Source organism: Marivivens sp. LCG002, assembly GCF_030264275.1.
Lineage (GTDB): Bacteria > Pseudomonadota > Alphaproteobacteria > Rhodobacterales > Rhodobacteraceae > Marivivens.
The window spans coordinates 58,493-74,715 of sequence record NZ_CP127165.1 but is presented as its reverse complement, the minus strand read 5'-3'; the positions used below and the strand labels follow the sequence as shown (position 1 = coordinate 74,715).

General features: G+C 58.7%; 16 protein-coding genes. 11 read left to right on the top strand and 5 right to left on the bottom strand.

Annotation, left to right across the window (positions count from 1 at the left end):
- Positions 1 to 29: 29 nt before the first annotated feature.
- Positions 30 to 1,052, top strand: coding sequence for an aspartate-semialdehyde dehydrogenase (locus tag QQG91_RS00360; protein ID WP_285771002.1), 1,023 nt, complete (start codon positions 30 to 32; stop codon positions 1,050 to 1,052).
- Between the two features lie 491 nt (positions 1,053 to 1,543).
- On the opposite strand, the gene QQG91_RS00355 is transcribed toward QQG91_RS00360, so the two are convergent.
- Positions 1,544 to 2,191, bottom strand: coding sequence for a carbonic anhydrase (locus tag QQG91_RS00355; RefSeq protein WP_285771001.1), 648 nt, complete (start codon positions 2,189 to 2,191; stop codon positions 1,544 to 1,546).
- Between the two features lie 115 nt (positions 2,192 to 2,306).
- Between QQG91_RS00355 and QQG91_RS00350 the strand changes: the two genes are divergently transcribed.
- Genes QQG91_RS00350 through QQG91_RS00340 form a run of 3 tightly spaced genes read left to right on the top strand, consistent with a single transcriptional unit; the run spans position 2,307 to position 4,971 of the window.
- Positions 2,307 to 2,729 (top strand): hypothetical protein, encoded by a 423-nt coding sequence (locus QQG91_RS00350; protein WP_285771000.1) that lies wholly within the window; start codon positions 2,307 to 2,309, stop codon positions 2,727 to 2,729.
- A 47-nt stretch (positions 2,730 to 2,776) separates the two neighbouring features.
- Entirely contained in the window at positions 2,777 to 4,159 is a 1,383-nt protein-coding gene (locus tag QQG91_RS00345; RefSeq protein WP_285772368.1) for a leucyl aminopeptidase family protein, read from the top strand.
- Positions 4,159 to 4,971, top strand: a complete 813-nt coding sequence (locus QQG91_RS00340; protein ID WP_285770999.1) for a C40 family peptidase — start codon at positions 4,159 to 4,161, stop codon at positions 4,969 to 4,971. The genes QQG91_RS00345 and QQG91_RS00340 overlap by 1 nt, the downstream gene beginning before the upstream one ends.
- Here the strand turns inward: QQG91_RS00340 and QQG91_RS00335 are convergent, their stop codons facing one another.
- Positions 4,972 to 5,310, bottom strand: a complete 339-nt coding sequence (locus QQG91_RS00335; RefSeq protein ID WP_285770998.1) for a DUF2794 domain-containing protein — start codon at positions 5,308 to 5,310, stop codon at positions 4,972 to 4,974.
- 222 nt (positions 5,311 to 5,532) lie between these two features.
- Positions 5,533 to 5,826 (bottom strand): I78 family peptidase inhibitor, encoded by a 294-nt coding sequence (locus tag QQG91_RS00330; RefSeq protein WP_285770997.1) that lies wholly within the window; start codon positions 5,824 to 5,826, stop codon positions 5,533 to 5,535.
- Between the two features lie 125 nt (positions 5,827 to 5,951).
- Here QQG91_RS00330 and QQG91_RS00325 point away from each other — a divergent pair, with 125 nt between their 5' ends.
- The 7 genes from QQG91_RS00325 (at position 5,952) to QQG91_RS00295 (ending at position 13,136) form a co-directional block, all read left to right on the top strand.
- Complete coding sequence (locus QQG91_RS00325; protein WP_285770996.1) at positions 5,952 to 7,064, top strand: S-(hydroxymethyl)glutathione dehydrogenase/class III alcohol dehydrogenase; 1,113 nt, start codon at positions 5,952 to 5,954, stop codon at positions 7,062 to 7,064.
- A gap of 92 nt (positions 7,065 to 7,156) precedes the next feature.
- Positions 7,157 to 8,134 carry an iron exporter MbfA gene (mbfA, locus tag QQG91_RS00320; RefSeq protein ID WP_285770995.1) on the top strand — a complete coding sequence of 326 codons (978 nt, stop codon included), beginning with the start codon at positions 7,157 to 7,159 and terminating at the stop codon, positions 8,132 to 8,134.
- An 87-nt stretch (positions 8,135 to 8,221) separates the two neighbouring features.
- Complete coding sequence (gene gpmI / locus QQG91_RS00315; protein WP_285770994.1) at positions 8,222 to 9,742, top strand: 2,3-bisphosphoglycerate-independent phosphoglycerate mutase; 1,521 nt, start codon at positions 8,222 to 8,224, stop codon at positions 9,740 to 9,742.
- Positions 9,739 to 10,851 carry a murein hydrolase activator EnvC family protein gene (locus QQG91_RS00310; protein WP_285770993.1) on the top strand — a complete coding sequence of 371 codons (1,113 nt, stop codon included), beginning with the start codon at positions 9,739 to 9,741 and terminating at the stop codon, positions 10,849 to 10,851. Before gpmI ends, QQG91_RS00310 begins: the two co-directional genes overlap by 4 nt.
- Positions 10,852 to 10,860: 9 nt before the next feature.
- Entirely contained in the window at positions 10,861 to 12,192 is a 1,332-nt protein-coding gene (locus tag QQG91_RS00305) for a S41 family peptidase (RefSeq protein ID WP_285770992.1), read from the top strand.
- A 3-nt stretch (positions 12,193 to 12,195) separates the two neighbouring features.
- Positions 12,196 to 12,678 (top strand): RNA pyrophosphohydrolase, encoded by a 483-nt coding sequence (locus QQG91_RS00300; RefSeq protein ID WP_285770991.1) that lies wholly within the window; start codon positions 12,196 to 12,198, stop codon positions 12,676 to 12,678.
- Positions 12,679 to 12,710: 32 nt separating this feature from the next.
- A complete protein-coding gene (locus tag QQG91_RS00295; protein ID WP_285770990.1) occupies positions 12,711 to 13,136 on the top strand; it encodes a hypothetical protein in 426 nt (141 codons plus the stop codon).
- On the opposite strand, the gene rnr is transcribed toward QQG91_RS00295, so the two are convergent.
- Both rnr and QQG91_RS00285 read right to left on the bottom strand, forming a co-directional pair.
- On the bottom strand, positions 13,133 to 15,412 hold the full coding sequence (gene rnr, locus QQG91_RS00290; protein WP_285770989.1) for a ribonuclease R: 2,280 nt from the start codon (positions 15,410 to 15,412) through the stop codon (positions 13,133 to 13,135). The genes QQG91_RS00295 and rnr overlap by 4 nt on opposite strands.
- A 51-nt stretch (positions 15,413 to 15,463) precedes the next feature.
- Positions 15,464 to 16,222: a TSUP family transporter gene (locus QQG91_RS00285; RefSeq protein WP_285770988.1), complete on the bottom strand. Its 759-nt coding sequence runs from the start codon at positions 16,220 to 16,222 to the stop codon at positions 15,464 to 15,466.
- Between the last annotated feature and the right edge of the window lies 1 nt (position 16,223).

Sequence of the window (16,223 nt, the reverse complement as noted above, 5' to 3'; positions counted from 1 at the left end):
GCCCCCGTTTAAACCAAGGAGCAAGGCCAATGGGCTACAAAGTCGTCGTCGTTGGCGCCACGGGTAACGTGGGCCGCGAAATGCTGAACATCCTCGCCGAGCGCGAGTTTCCGGTCGATGAGATCGCCGCACTTGCAAGCCGCAAGTCGCTGGGGACCGAAGTCAGCTTTGGCGAGCGAACTTTGAAGACCCAGGATCTTGATGCCTTTGACTTCACCGGCTGGGACATTGCTCTTTTCGCCATCGGGTCGGACGCAACCAAGACCTATGCTCCGAAAGCCGCTGCTTCGGGCTGCGTTGTGATCGACAACTCGTCGCTCTATCGCTACGACCCCGACGTGCCGCTGATCGTTCCCGAAGTGAACGCGGACGCTGTTGTCGGCTACACCAAAAAGAACATCATCGCGAACCCGAATTGCTCGACCGCGCAGATGGTCGTTGCCCTCAAGCCGCTGCATGACCGCGCCAAGATCAAGCGCGTCGTCGTCTCGACCTATCAGTCGGTTTCTGGCACGGGCAAAGAGGCCATCGACGAGCTTTGGAACCAGACCAAGGGCATGTATGTCCCCGGTCAGGAAGTCGCACCCAGCGTCTATCCCAAGCAGATCGCCTTTAACGTGATCCCGCACATCGACGTGTTCCTCGACTCGGGCGACACGAAAGAAGAGTGGAAGATGGTCACCGAGACCAAGAAGATCCTCGACAAGAACATCAAGCTCACGGCCACTTGCGTGCGCGTTCCCGTGTTCGTCGGTCACTCGGAATCGATCAACGTGGAATTCGAAGACTTCCTCGACTGGGAAGAAGCAACCGACATTCTGCGCGAAGCTCCGGGCATCATGGTGATCGACAAGCGTGAAGCGGGTGGCTACGTCACTCCGATCGAATGCGTCGGCGACTATGCGACCTTTATCAGCCGCATCCGTCAGGACGTGACCGTTGAAAACGGCATCAACTTCTGGTGCGTTTCGGACAACCTCCGCAAAGGCGCGGCGCTCAATGCCGTCCAGATCGCAGAAGTCCTCGGTCAGCGTTGCCTGAAAAAGGGCTAATCGCCCAGATAGAATCAGACGGAAAAGCCTCACCTTAAGGTGGGGCTTTTTTGTTTTTGGAACGCATTGAACCCCACAACTCGTCTTATTGGGGAAAAATTTCTACAAATTTCCATCCTATAGGATAGGGGCAACCGCCGTTTGCGCTCTCCTATAATACAATGGCGATAGAGATAATTTCCACCTTTGCGGGTAGATTAAAGGTGTGGCGGGGCTGTCCCAATCCAGACCCGTCGCTTACCAACCTTCCTCGGTCCGGCGGCGGCTTCCCCCAATCCATCCGTCGCCGGCAACCGGAAGGGAATTCAAGTAAGACTTTAGGAAACTGAAATGGACCTTGCCTCCAAAGCACGCCTCGGCCGCATTACAGCTCTCAAGATCAAGGCTGCACGCGACGCTTCGGCAGACACTGGTCCGGACGCATAGTTAAAGCATTTTGAGCCTTTCGGGGTCGACTCCTCTCCTCCCTCGTGGTTGGCCCCGAAAATTCATCAAATCGCGTCAAAGGTTCCCGAAGCGGGGTGATAGCACTCGAGCGTGCCGTCTCCGATATCGTTCCAAAGACCGTGCAACGTCAGATCGCCGTTCTCGACAGCCTTCGAGACAAAGGGAAAGCTCATCAGGTTTTCAAGCGAAACGAGCACAGCCTCTTTTTCAAGATCGCGCGTGCGGGTTTCCTCGTCACCGTCTTTGAGGCGCTCGAAACCGGGGCGCAGGATGTCCATCCAACGGCCGATAAAGCTCGATTCCTCTTCAAGCTCGGGCGCATGACCCGTGCACATGTCGTAGCACCCTTTGACACCACCACAGCCCGAATGCCCAAGCACGATAAGATGCGCGACTTTGAGCGCCGTCACTGCGTATTCGACCGCAGCCGAGGTGCCGTGCTGAAGCCCGTCGGGCTTATAAGGGGGAACAAGGTTCGCGATATTGCGGTGGATAAAGAACTCGCCCTGATCCGCCCCGAAAATCGACGTGACATGGACACGGCTGTCGCAACAAGAAATCACCATCGCGCGCGGTCGTTGGCCTTCGTCTGCCAGACGGCGATACCAAGCTTTGTTTTCGGCGTGCGTCGTAGCCTTCCAGCCGGCATAGCGGCGAACCAGATACTCAGGCAGCGGTTTGGCAAATTGCATGGCATGTCCCCTGTCGCAGTTTCATTGTTAATATTGCGGATTTTCAGGAAATTCGAGGGATAAAATGCCCCACCGATAAAGAGGTTGGGAACCAAGTTCGGCGTATGACCGATCCATGCAAAAACTTGACCTGAAAACCAATCCTGCCCCCTCTTCGCCCAGCACAGTCGTGCAGCTGCGGTTCCACGAGCATATCGAATTCGATCCCAACCCCGTGCGCAGGCTCTATACCGACCTCGGCCACAAAGATGCAGAGGAACAGATTTGCGATGCCCTCGAAAACATCGCGCGACTGCTGGATCGCCTGCAAAGAGCGATCGGCAAAGATCAGTTCGAGCTGACCTCTGCGCTGGCGATGGATCTTGGCTCTTTGGCCGACGGGATCGGGCTGCGCTCGGTCGCCAAAGTCTCAAGCGCGCTGCGCACCGCCGCCATCTGCGGAGAGGCCCGTTCGCTCACCTCTATCTTTGCGCGGCTTAAACGCGTCGCTGAACCGTCGATGGTCGAGGTATGGTCGGGCCATGGCGGAGCCACTTGAAGGCAGGTTCAAGTCAGATACTGTAGGGCCAACACATCCCGAGGAGCCTGATCTTGAAATTCGCCCCTGCCGATACCGCCGCAACGCCCGTCTCGATCGTCACCCCCGACACCCTTGATGCGGTGCTGGATCAACTCGGCGAAACGGCACGCAATTGGGCACGGGCAAACGACTTCAAGGCCGCGGCAGGGTCGGTGATCGCTCTTCCCAATGCCCATGGCACGGTAGAGCACGCCCTCGTCGGCATCGGTTCGGCCCAAGCACAAAAGGCGGGGCGTTTCTGGGTTGCAAACGGGGCAAGCAAATTGCCCGAGGGCACCTATGCGATTGAGACCCCGCTCGCGCCGCGTGACATGGAAGAGGCTGCTCTTGGGTGGCTTCTCGAAAGTTATGTGTTCGACGCCTATAAATCGCAGCCGCAGACCAAAGCGCGCCTTGTCGCTCCGACAGGCATTGATCGCCACAAGATCGAATCCATCGCCAAAGGCGAATTCCTCACGCGGGATCTGATCAATACATCCTCAGCACAAATGGGGCCCGATGAGTTGGAGAGTGCGGCGCGTGCTCTTGCAAATGAGCATGGCGCTGCGATCCATGTCATAACAGGTGATGCCCTCATCCAAGAGAATTTCCCGCTCATTCACACTGTTGGCCGCGCCTCTGTTCGACAGCCGCGCCTGATCGATATGACATGGGGCAGCAAAGGGCCAAAGCTCACTCTGGTCGGAAAGGGTGTGTGCTTCGATACGGGCGGCCTCAACATCAAACCGTCAAGTTCGATGGGCCTGATGAAGAAGGATATGGGCGGGGCAGCGACCGTGCTGGGCCTTGCGCATATGATCATGGCGCTTGGCCTTGAGGTGCGTCTTCGCGTCTTGATCCCTGCCGTTGAAAACTCGATTTCCGGCAACGCCTTTCGTCCAGGTGACGTGCTGACTGCGCGCAACGGCAAAACCGTGGAAATCAACAACACCGATGCCGAAGGGCGGCTTGTTCTGGCAGATGCTCTGACCTTGGGGGCCGAGGACGCTCCCGATCTGATGGTGTCCATGGCGACCCTCACGGGGGCGGCGCGTGTTGCCGTCGGGCCCGATCTGGCGCCCTTTTACACCGACGCTGAACACCATGCCGAAGCACTCGCCAAAGGAGCCGCGCTCGTCAAGGATCCGGTCTGGCGGATGCCGTTCTACGCCCCCTATGAAAAGATGATCGAACCCGCGATTGCCGACCTGGACAATGCGCCTTCGGGCGGATTTGCGGGGTCCATCACGGCCGCCTTGTTCCTGCGCCGGTTCGCGGGCGAAAGCCCCTATATGCACTTCGACATCTACGGCTGGAATCCGTCATCTTCACCGGCTCGCCCCAAGGGCGGTGTCGGCCAAGGCGCCCGCGCGCTTCTCGAGGCATTGCCAGAATTGTTGAACCTCTGATGGACCGCCGAACGACAGCGTCAAACGGAAGGGTCGCGGCGCTCGATCTTCAGGGTTTGGTCAAAGCGGACCGCTTTGTCGAAGGCGAAGTCCTGAATGTCACGCGTCCTCTCGTCGACCTCCGCGCCGCCCCCGACGGTGCACGCGACAGACAGCTGTTGCTCGGTGCCTCTGTTCGGGTCTTTGAAGACCACGCGGGATGGAGTTTTGTGCGAGCAGAGCGCGACGGCTATGTCGGCTATGTCGAAAGCGGGGCATTGGCCCGAACCGCTGCACCGACCCATTTCGTGCAAAGCCTTGCGACGCATGCCTATCCCCAGCCCGATTTCAGAACCCGCGAGGTCGCATTCCTTACCTTCGGGGCGCGGGTCACGGTTCTCTTCGAACATCGCAAGTTCTGGGAAACCACGATCGGATTTATCCCCAAAAGCCATCTCAGACCGCTCGACATGCCGCTGGGGGATCCTGCGACCGTGGCGTCGCTCCATTTCGGAGTGCCGTATCTCTGGGGCGGCAACTCGACCTTGGGGATCGATTGTTCGGGCCTTGTTCAGGCGTCTTTGCTTGCCTGCGGTATCGATTGTCCTGCCGACAGCGATATGCAGTTAACGCTCGGCACCGATGCGAATGGCCTCGCCAAGCGGGGTGATCTGGTTTTCTGGAAAGGTCACGTCGCAATGATGGTCGACGATGAAACGCTGATCCATGCAAATGCCCATCACATGGCAGTGAAATACGAACCGTTCCAAAACGCCCGTCTCAGGATAGCGGCTCAGGGAGGCGGAGAGGTTCTTGCCATTCGGCGGCTTTGATCAGTCGACGGCGCGGATCAGCTTCCGTTCCAGAACACTCAGAACCTGTTTGAGGTCATTACCCCGCTTGAGGATCTGTCCTTCCATGCTCACGACGCTGTATTGACCTTGACGGTTGCGCAGCTTGGGGCGCTTTTCGATACGGTAGAGCGGGTTCTCGGCGGTGCGCCGAAAGACAGCAAAAACAGCCAGATCCTTGAGTGTCGATATCCCGTAATCCCGCCATTCGCCTGCCGCGACCATCCGTCCATAAAGCCCAAGGATGATCCCAAGCTCGGTCCTGTGGAACGCGACCTGCTCGTTCGGATCGGGAAAAGGTATCGGCGGCTGTATGGTCATTCTTGGTAGAGTTGCGCCTTTTGTTTCTCAAATCAAGAAGATGCAAAGCCCCTGAACACAAAAATGACACAAACTTTCCTTGCAAAGTTCATGTTTCGCACTCGCAATGGCCGCAATGAACCCTCAAAACACAACCATACGAAGTAAGTCCTGGCGCGGCGTACCAAGCCCCCACCCAGAGCGCGGCGTCAGGATTACTTCGTTGGTTCAACCAAAGTTGGTTCAACCACAATAGATCCGTTCGATGGTTTCTTCCCCAGACACCTCGAAGTTGATCCGCTCGGCGCGCATGTCCATCGTGACTGCGTCGCCAGGCCGGATCACCCGAACCATTCTCATGATCAAAACCTTTTCCAGTTCGGTCGCTGGCTGACCGACGAGCCCCGCATAATTCGCGGCTTCGCAGGTGTCGACGGCGGGCATGGACGCCGGTTGCGGCGAGGCAGGCGCCTCAGGCGGGACATAACCGCCCGAACAGGCCGCGAGAAAAACGGGAAGAACCAAAAACTTGCGCACAACGCATCCTTTCAATGAATTATTTTGAGAGATTTTAGCGCGATTCACGCAAAACAACAGAGACTAGAGATTGAGCTTTCCAGCGTGGACGCTACCCTAGCGCCAACCTAAACGAGGAGAGAGTCATGAGAACGCGCGCAGCAGTCGCACTTGGGGCGGGCAAACCGCTCGAGATCATGGAGGTGAACCTAGAGGGGCCGAAAGCCGGCGAGGTTCTGGTCGAAATCAAAGCAACAGGCATTTGCCATACAGACGAATTCACTCTGTCCGGTGCAGACCCCGAGGGGCTTTTCCCTGCCATTCTCGGCCATGAGGGGGCAGGTGTCGTGCTCGAAGTGGGTCCCGGCGTGACATCGCTCCAACCCGGCGATCACGTGATCCCGCTTTATACCCCTGAGTGCCGCGAGTGCGAGTATTGCCTCAACCCCAAGACCAACCTTTGCCAGTCGATCCGCTCGACCCAAGGTAAGGGACTCATGCCTGACGGCACCAGCCGCTTTTCCATGCTCGATGGCACCCCCATCCTTCACTATATGGGCTGCTCGACCTTCTCGAACCACACGGTTCTTCCCGAAATCGCACTCGCCAAAGTGCGTAAGGACGCGCCCTTTGAAAAAATCTGCTACATCGGCTGCGGCGTCACGACAGGCATCGGCGCAGTGATCAACACCGCCAAGGTCGAACTGGGGAGCCGCGCGATCGTCTTCGGTCTGGGCGGGATCGGTCTGAACGTTATTCAGGGTCTTCGCCTTGCCGGAGCGGACCAGATTGTCGGCGTGGATCTCAACCCAGGCAAAGTCGAGATGGCCAAGCGTTTCGGCATGACCGACTTTGTCAACCCGAGTGAAGTCAAAGGCGACCTTGTGGGTCATCTGGTCGAGCTGACCCGCGGCGGGGCGGACTACACCTTTGATGCGACGGGCAATGTCAACGTCATGCGCACCGCGCTCGAGTCGGCCCACAAAGGCTGGGGCGAGTCGATCATCATCGGCGTTGCTCCTGCAGGTGCGGAAATCAGCACCCGCCCCTTCCAGCTCGTCACGGGTCGCAGCTGGCGCGGAACCGCTTTCGGCGGGGCGCGCGGCCGCACCGACGTTCCGAAGATTGTAGATTGGTATATGGACGGCAAGATCGAGATCGATCCGATGATCACCCACACCATGCCGCTCGAAGACATCAACAAGGGCTTCGATCTCATGCACGCAGGCGAGTCGATCCGCTCTGTCGTGATCTACTGACAAAGTCGGGCGGGGATTTCCCCGCCCTTTTCATTCCGCTTGCAACCAAACCTCAAGGGTCTATTTTAGAATCATTCTAAAAGGAGCCAGTCATGATCCCCGGCATTCAGTCACGCCGCCGTTTCAAAGACCTCAGTGAACAAGAAATCCTCGCTCTCGCCATTTCTTCGGAAGAGGACGACGCACGCATCTATCGGATGTATGCCGAGCGACTGCGCGGGGAATTCCCTGCCTCTGCCGCTGTTTTTGACGGAATGGCCGAAGAAGAGGATGAGCACCGTCGCCGCCTGATCGACCTTCATACGCGGCGTTTCGGCAACGTTATCCCACTGCTCCGCCGTGAACATGTTTCGGGCTTTTACGCGCGCCGTCCGGTTTGGCTCATCGAGAATCTCGGTCTTGAACGCATGCGCGAAGAAGCCGAGAAAATGGAGCAGGACGCCGAGCGCTTTTACCGCACAGCCGCCGCGAACACCCAAGATGCCGCCACACGCAAACTCCTTGGTGATCTTGCGGCTGCAGAGGCGGGGCACAGCTACACCGCCAACAAGCTTGAAAACACGCATCTCGACACCGAGACCCGCGATACCGAGAAAGACACGGCTCACCGCCAGTTCGTTCTGACATGGGTTCAGCCCGGTCTTGCGGGCCTTATGGATGGCTCGGTCTCCACCCTCGCGCCGATTTTCGCAACTGCCTTTGCGACCCAGGACACCTGGACGACCTTCCTTGTCGGGGCTGCCGCATCGGTCGGTGCGGGCATTTCGATGGGCTTTACCGAGGCGGCCTCGGATGACGGTCAAATCTCGGGCCGTGGATCACCGATCAAGCGCGGCATCTCGGCAGGCGTTATGACGGCTGTGGGCGGCTTCGGCCACGCGCTCCCCTATCTGATCCCGCACTTCTGGACCGCGACGTTCATCGCGTTTGTCGTTGTCTTCATCGAGCTTTGGGCCATTGCATGGATCCAGAACCGCTACATGGACACCCCGTTCTTGCGCGCGGCTTTCCAGGTGGTGCTCGGCGGCGCTCTCGTCTTTGCAGCAGGTGCCCTTATCGGATCGGGCTAACGGCCATTTTTGGCCAAAACACACTTTGGACTGTTCCAAGCCTTACCCCCTTGCGCTATGAGAGGCGCGAGCAGAAGGAGCGTTGTTATGAGCCGACCCAAACCCGTAGTTCTTTGCATTCTTGATGGCTGGGGCAAGCGAGATGATCGCACCGGCAATGCGCCGCTCCTTGCGAACACGCCGACCTTTGACAGGATCATGTCGACTTGCCCCACGGCAGAAGTCATTACGCATGGCCCCGATGTCGGTCTTCCCACGGGACAGATGGGCAACTCCGAAGTCGGCCACACCAATATCGGTGCAGGCCGTGTCGTTGCGATGGACCTTGGCCAGATCGACCTTGCCATCGAAGACGGCTCGTTTGCCAAGACCCCCGCGCTGATCGATTTTGTAGGCAAGGTGAAAGCCGCAGGTGGCGCGGCCCATCTTATGGGCGTCGTGTCGGACGGGGGCGTTCACGGACACATCAACCACATTGTCGCCGCGGCAGAAGCGCTGACCGCTCAGGGCGTTAAGGTCATCCTTCACGCGATCACCGATGGCCGAGACGTTGCTCCCTCGTCTGCCAAAGACTTCATGGAAGAGTTGGTCGCTCGTCTGCCTCAGGGCGTGACCATCGCAACCGTCATCGGCCGCTATTTTGCGATGGACCGCGACAACCGCTGGGAACGCGTAAGCACCGCCTATGACGCGATGATCAACGGCAAGGGCGAAGAGGCCGCCGACGCCGTGGCAGCGGTCGCCCAATCCTACGCCAACGGGAAAACCGATGAATTCATCCCCGCAACCGTGATCGGCGGATATGCAGGCGTTGGGGAGGGGGACGGGTTCTTCTGCCTCAATTTCCGTGCGGACCGCGCGCGTGAAATCCTTGCTGCTATCGCTGACCCCGATTTCAGCGGCTATGACCGTGGAGCGCTTGCCCCCTTCTCGGCGCTCCTTGGAATGGTCGAATATTCGGCGGCCCACAACGCATGGCTCGAAACCGTTTTCCCCAAGCGCGAGATCGTGAACACGCTTGGCGAATGGGTGGCAAAGCACGGTCTCACCCAGTTCCGTCTGGCCGAGACCGAGAAGTATCCGCATGTCACGTTCTTCTTGAACGGCGGCAAGGAAACCCCCGAGGTGGGCGAAGACAGGCATATGCCGAAGTCGCCCAATGTCGCGACATACGATCTTCAACCCGAGATGTCGGCGCCCGAAGTGACCAAGGCTTTCGTCGAGGCGATCGAAAAAGGCTACGACCTCATCGTCACCAACTATGCGAACCCCGATATGGTCGGTCACACCGGTGATATCGATGCCGCGATCAAGGCTTGTGAAGCCGTGGATCAGGGGCTGGCACAGGTGGTCGCCGCGCTTGAAAAGGCGGGAGGCGCGATGGTGCTCACGGCGGATCACGGCAACTGTGAAACCATGATCGACCCCGAAACGGGTGGACCGCACACCGCGCATACCCTCAACCTCGTCAATGTGGCGGTCTTTGGTGCGCCTGCCGGTTCCAAACTTCGCAACGGTCGCCTCGCGGATCTCGCACCTACGGTTCTCGACTTGATGGGGCTAGAGCTTCCGCCCGAGATGACCGGTCGGAGCCTGATCGAAAAATGATGCGTTCGGCGGCCTTCGCCCTTGCCTTGCTTGCTACGCCTGTTGTCGCTCAAGATGGGGCGGCACAGGCTGCGCTCGCGGCGGCCAAACGGCTCGAAAGCGCTTCTGTCATGCTCGAAGGTGCGGGGTCCTCGCGTGACCGTGTTGCCGCATTGACCGAAACCATTCAGGCCTATGAAGATGGGCTTGTCGCAATGCGCGAAGGGTTGCGGAGTGCCGCGATCCGCCAGCAGGCTCTCGAACTCGAACTGAACGCCAAGCGCGATGAAGTGGCGCGTTTGCTCGGTGTGCTGCAAACGATGGAGCGAAGCCCCGGACCGCTCCTGTTGCTCCATCCAAGCGGTCCAACGGGCACCGCCCGAAGCGGCATGATCATCAGCGATGTGACCCCCGCGATCCAATCCGAAGTCGATAGGCTCAAGGCGCAATTCGAAGAAGTCACTCTCTTGCGCCAACTTCAGGCAGGGGCCTCCGAGACGCTCGAGAAGGGCCTGCAAGGCGCACAAAGCGCACGGGCAGAATTGAGCGCCGCCATCAGTGATCGCACCGATCTTCCGATGAAATACATCGAAGACCCCGTGCAAACCGCCTTGATCATCGCATCCGCTGAAACGCTTGATGCCTTTGCCTCGAGCCTTGTCGCGACAGAAGGCACCGAAGCGGGCAGCAATGCGACAGCCCAAAAAGGCGCCCTTGCGCTCCCCGTTCAAGGCAGGCTCCTGCGTCGCTTCAACGAAGAGGATCTTGCAGGCGTGAGCCGTCCGGGTCTTCTTATTGCGACGCGGCCTCGCGCTTTGGTCACGACGCCGATCGCCGCGACCCTGCGTTTCAAAGGCGACCTTCTGGATTATGGCAATGTGGTCGTGCTTGAACCCGCTGCGGATGTTCTTTTCATCATCACAGGGCTGACCGAGTCCTTTGGGACGGTCGGCGAAGTTCTTCCTGCGGGGGCGCCTTTGGGACTCATGGGCGGTGTTGCAGAGGCTGTTGACGATATTTTGAGCGATACTGGCGAAGGTATGACAGTAAAAGCAACGGAAACGCTTTATCTCGAAGTAAGAGAAGGGCAAAGTCCCGTTGACCCCGCGACGTGGTTCGCGGTCGAATGAGGTAGAAGAATGAAGAAATTCGCAATTGCAGCCGCAACCGGCACCATCCTTGGGCTTGTTCTGACCACTCAGGTTGCCGGACCGCTCCTTGCACAAGAGTCTGCGCGTAACACCACGGTGTACGAACAGCTTGATCTTTTCGGCGACATCTTCGAACGCATTCGCTCGCAATACGTCGAGGACGTCAACGAAGCCGATCTCATCGAAGCCGCCATCAACGGGATGCTCACGTCGCTTGATCCGCATTCGAGCTATCTTTCGCCGGATGATGCGCAGGATATGCGCGTGCAGACCCGCGGTGAATTCGGCGGTCTCGGCATCGAAGTGACGCAAGAAGAAGGCTGGGTCAAAGTCGTCTCGCCCATGGACGGCACCCCCGCCGATGCTGCAGGCATTCTTGCCGGCGATTATATCACCGCCGTTGACGGGGAAAGCGTCCTTGGTCTGACGCTTGACGAAGCCGTCGAGATGATGCGTGGCCCGATCGGGTCGGAAATCATCATCACCGTTGTGCGCGAAGGCACGTCCGAGCCGTTCGACGTCTCGATCATTCGCGATACGATCAAGCTCACCGCCGTGCGCGCCCGCACCGAAGGGGAATCGGTCGTGCTTCGGATCACCACCTTCAACGATCAGACCTTCCCCAATCTTTCTGACGGGATTGCAAAGCAGATCGAAGAAGCGGGTGGCATCGACAATATCAACGGTGTCGTTCTCGATCTTCGCAATAACCCCGGCGGTCTTTTGAACCAGGCGATCTTTGTTGCCGACGCCTTCCTTGATGCAGGCGAAATCGTGTCGACCCGTGGCCGCAACCCCGAGGACGGCGAGCGTTTCAACGCAACGCCGGGTGATCTAGCCGAAGGCAAACCGATTGTCGTGCTGATCAATGGCGGCTCGGCCTCGGCGTCCGAAATCGTATCGGGTGCGTTGCAGGATCATCGCCGCGCGATCGTCATCGGGACGAAATCATTCGGCAAAGGATCGGTTCAAACCGTCATGCCGTTGCGCGGTGACGGAGCGATGCGTTTGACAACTGCGCGGTATTACACACCTTCGGGCCGCTCGATCCAATCGCTCGGCATCCAGCCCGACATCATCGTCGAGCAACCCCTTCCGAAGCCGGCAACCGATGAGGAAGAAGAAGCACCGAAGTTCCGCTCCGAAGCCGATCTTCGCGGAGCACTGAACAACGATAGTTTGAGCGAGGATGAAATCCGCCAGATCGAAGAGGATGCCGCCAAGGCCGAGGCTACGGCAGCACTTCGCGAACAGGATTACCAACTTGCCTATGCGATCGACATCCTCAAAGGCCTGAGCGCCCTCGGCCCCAAGGAATAACCCGTGACGCCCGAAGAAATCGGCAAGCTCCCCTATCGTCCTTGCGTCGGCGTCATGCTCGCCAACGCCAAGGGCGAGGTTTTCGTCGGTCAACGCAAGGACTGGAAAGACCCTGCATGGCAGATGCCCCAAGGCGGGATCGACGAAGGCGAAACCCCGCTCGAAGCTGCAAAGCGCGAGCTTTGGGAAGAGACAGGCGTCACGACCGATCTCGTTACCATCGAGGCCGAGACAGGCGACTGGGTGAACTATGATCTGCCTTTCGATATCGTGCCCAAAATGTGGGGCGGCAAATATCGCGGACAGATGCAAAAATGGGTCCTGATGCGCTTTATCGGCACAGATGACCAGATCGACATCGCCACCGACCATCCCGAATTTTCCGAGTGGCGCTGGCTCCCTGCCGATCAGCTTCTTGATACGATTGTCCCGTTCAAACGCGCCGTCTACGAGGCGGTGCTGGCCGAGTTCAGGGACCTGCTTTGATACGGGCATGGGCTTTGGTGGCATTGGCGACAATGCTTGCCACCGAGGCCTCTGCCTTGAGCTGTCTTCGTCCCGATCCCGCGCGCAGCTTCAACGCTGCGGCGCATGCGACCGAGGTTTATCATGTATACTTAGGTGAGCTGACACTTACCGAGACCTTGCCGAATGGGGGATCGACCAAGGCTACGTTCCATGGCCAAGGTCTTCTCAAGCACGGCTTTTCCCCGATCTCGGATCGCGAATTCACGCTCGTCTCTCGCTGCGCAGCGGAATGGTGCGGAAGTATCGCGCCCCGAACCACTGCCCTCTTCTTTGCACGGGTGACGGACAGCGGCACGGTGGTGGACGTAGCACCCTGCGAGAACTGGATCTTTGTCGACCCGACAGTCGAGACCGTAAAAACGATTGAGTCCTGTATGCGCGGCGAGCCTTGTGAAGAAGGCCCGCTCTTTCGCTAGGACCTGCGGGTCCGTTTGACCTTGCGCTCGATCTTGGCGGCTTTGGCCTTTGCGGCGCCCACCTTCTTGCGCGGCGCTTTGCCTTTGGGTTTGCCCTTGAGACCGCGTTTGAAACGCCCCGATTGGGGAAGAACCGCTCCGTCGATCTCGACGATTTCGAGGATGAGACCGCCCGTCACGGGTGCCGCTTCGACGAGCTTTGCAATCACGCGCTGGCCCAAACCGATAACGCGGCCCGAGCTCGATCCGACAAGGCACTGCGCCTCGGCGTCATGGTTGAAATACTCTGCCCCCAGGTTCCGCATAGGCACAAGACCGTCGGCCCCCGTCTCGTCGAGCTTTACGAAAACACCGAATTTCGCAATCCCACTGATCCGACCGCTCAGTTCAGCACCGATCCGCTCGGACAGGAACGCCGCGAGATAGCGATCCGTCGTATCGCGCTCGGCCATCATCGACCGCCGTTCCGTATCGCTGATCTGTTGCGCGGTTTCGTCGAGCCGATCGATGTCCGCATCCGTAAGGCCACCGTCGCCAAAGTTGTTTGCGGTGATCAAGGCGCGATGCACGATAAGATCGGAATAGCGACGGATGGGCGATGTGAAATGCGCGTAATTCTTGAGCGCCAGACCAAAGTGCCCGAAGTTTTCGGGACTGTAATAGGCCTGAGTCATCGAGCGCAGAGTCGAGAGGTTGATCAACTCGTCGTGCGGGCTTCCCTCGGCCTGCGAAAGAAGCTGGTTAAGATGACGGGTCTGAAGCAACTGACCTTTGGCAAGATTGAACCCCGATGACTGCGCAACTTCGCGAAGCGTATCGATTTTGTCGGGGTTCGGTTCTTCGTGAACGCGGAAAAGCAATGGCGTGCGTTTGGCGATCAATTCCTCGGCCGCGGCGACGTTTGCCAGAACCATGAATTCCTCGATCAAACGGTGGGCATCGAGCCTGTCCTTGAAATTGATCGAAGCCACATTGCCGTCCTCGTCCAGCACGATCCGACGCTCGGGAAGATCAAGTTCGAGCGGCTGACGCGCATCACGGGCACGCAAGAGCGCTTGGAATGCGGCATAAAGCGGACGAATGACATCCTCGAGAAGGGGCGCAACCTTGTCCGAAGGATTGCCATCAAGCGCGGCCTGAACATCCTCGTAGGCCAGTGAGGCGACCGACTGCATCAAGCCGCGCGTAAAGCGATGCGAGAGCTTGTTGCCGTTCTTGTCGATCCGCATACGAACGGCCATACAGGCTCGCGGGACGCCTTCGTGCAGAGAGCAAAGATCACCCGACAGCCGATCAGGCAGCATCGGCACGACACGGTCGGGGAAATAGGTGGAGTTGCCGCGCTTGCGGGCTTCACGGTCCAAAGCAGAGCCGGTGCGCACATAATGGGCCACATCGGCAATAGCGACCCAGATGTAAAAGCCGCCTTCGTTCTTGGGATCATCGTCGATTTCGACGTAAACCGCATCGTCGCGGTCCCGCGCATCGGCGGGATCGATCGTCAAGAGCGGCAGCGTGCGGAGATCCTCTCGGCCTTTGAGACCTGCAGGTTTGGCGGCATCCGCCTCTTCGACCACTTCGTCAGGGAAATGATCGGGAATCCCGTGCTGATGGATGGCGATCAGCGACACAGCGCGCGGCGCGGTCGGATCACCAAGACGGTTCACAATCCGCGCCTTGGGAAGCCCGAGACGCCCCTTGGGCCCTGCCTGTTCGGCTTCGACCAGCTCGCCGTCGCGTGCCCCGCCCTCGCCGCCGCGCACGATCACCCATTGCTTGTCCGAGCCCTTGTCGACAGGGAGCAAACGCCCACCCTCGCTGTCGGCACGATAGATACCGACGATACGCTCGGGGTTGGTACCGATGCGACGGATAAGGCGAGCGGTATAGTCATGCTCTTCAGTCTTGGACTCGACCATCTTGCCGAGAATACGTTCCCCCACGCCCAGTGCGGGATCACCGTCCTTGAGCACCATCAGAATGCGCGGCTCTTTGGCCTTGCTGTGCCATTCAAGCGGCCGCGCCCAGAGCTCTCCGAACTCATCCTGCTCGATGATCTGGAGCACGGCGACAGGAGGAAGCTTGTCCGCTTCGCGATAGGACGAGCGCCGCTTGGTCAGCTTGCCCTCTTCTTCAAGCTCTTTGAGAATACGCTTGAGATCGATACGGGCAGCCCCTTTGATCCCGAACGCCTTGGCAATATCGCGCTTGGCAGAGAGGGCAGGGTTATCGGTGATCCATTGAAGGATCTCGGCTTTGGATGGGATACGTTGCATAAATCCCGCCTAGCACGGCACGCGGGAAACGTCATGCGGGAAAGTGAGCCGCTAGATCATGTCCCAAAGGAGTTTGAGCGCAAGCGAGGTCGAGGCGATAACAAGAACGGGCTTGATCATCCTTGAACCGACCCGCATCGCAAGTTTGGAACCGACCCAAGCGCCCGCCATCTGTGCAAGACCCATCAAAAGGCCAGTGATCCACCACGGCTTCGCGACAAAGGCAAAAGCGAGCATTCCACCGACGTTCGACGCGAAATTGAGCAGCTTGGTATGCGCAGTCGCCTTGAGCACGCCAAAACCCGCCAGCGCGACAAACCCGAGCATGAAAAACGCGCCCGTGCCCGGACCGACCAATCCATCGTAAAAGCCGATGACAGGAACAAAGGTCACCATAAAAATCGTCGGGGAAATACGGCGGACACGGTCAATATCGTCAAGACCGGGTTTAAAGGCGAAGAAGAGGGCGATCCCGATAAGCAAAACAGGAAGCCCGAGGCGGATGACCTCGGTCGGAAGATGACTTGCCAGCAATGCACCGATCACGGCCGCCGCAAAGGAAACGAGCGCGGGCCAGATTTGCTCTGAGAGCTTCACATGCCCTGCGCGGGAATAATTGATCGCAGCCATCCCTGCGCCGAAAAGGCCTTGAACCTTGTTCGTCGCAAGCGCTGTGACGGGGGGCGCCCCTGCGATGATCAATGTGGGAAGGGTGATCAATCCACCGCCCCCCGCAATCGAGTCGACAAAACCGGCAGCGAATGCCGCGACAAGCAGGAGAGAAAGAAGCTCGATCGAAACCTCGAGCAAG

Bases quoted from the DNA above. Each gene is read 5' to 3' on its own strand.
- QQG91_RS00355 (WP_285771001.1), bottom strand. From the start codon at position 2,191: ATGCAATTTGCCAAACCGCTGCCTGAGTATCTGGTTCGCCGCTATGCC.
- QQG91_RS00350 (WP_285771000.1), top strand. From the start codon at position 2,307: ATGCAAAAACTTGACCTGAAAACCAATCCTGCCCCCTCTTCGCCCAGC.
- rnr (WP_285770989.1), bottom strand. From the start codon at position 15,412: ATGCAACGTATCCCATCCAAAGCCGAGATCCTTCAATGGATCACCGAT.
- QQG91_RS00305 (WP_285770992.1), top strand. From the start codon at position 10,861: ATGAAGAAATTCGCAATTGCAGCCGCAACCGGCACCATCCTTGGGCTT.
- gpmI (WP_285770994.1), top strand. From the start codon at position 8,222: ATGAGCCGACCCAAACCCGTAGTTCTTTGCATTCTTGATGGCTGGGGC.
- mbfA (WP_285770995.1), top strand. From the start codon at position 7,157: ATGATCCCCGGCATTCAGTCACGCCGCCGTTTCAAAGACCTCAGTGAA.
- QQG91_RS00335 (WP_285770998.1), bottom strand. From the start codon at position 5,310: ATGACCATACAGCCGCCGATACCTTTTCCCGATCCGAACGAGCAGGTC.
- QQG91_RS00360 (WP_285771002.1), top strand. From the start codon at position 30: ATGGGCTACAAAGTCGTCGTCGTTGGCGCCACGGGTAACGTGGGCCGC.
- QQG91_RS00295 (WP_285770990.1), top strand. From the start codon at position 12,711: ATGCTTGCCACCGAGGCCTCTGCCTTGAGCTGTCTTCGTCCCGATCCC.
- QQG91_RS00310 (WP_285770993.1), top strand. From the start codon at position 9,739: ATGATGCGTTCGGCGGCCTTCGCCCTTGCCTTGCTTGCTACGCCTGTT.
- QQG91_RS00340 (WP_285770999.1), top strand. From the start codon at position 4,159: ATGGACCGCCGAACGACAGCGTCAAACGGAAGGGTCGCGGCGCTCGAT.
- QQG91_RS00325 (WP_285770996.1), top strand. From the start codon at position 5,952: ATGAGAACGCGCGCAGCAGTCGCACTTGGGGCGGGCAAACCGCTCGAG.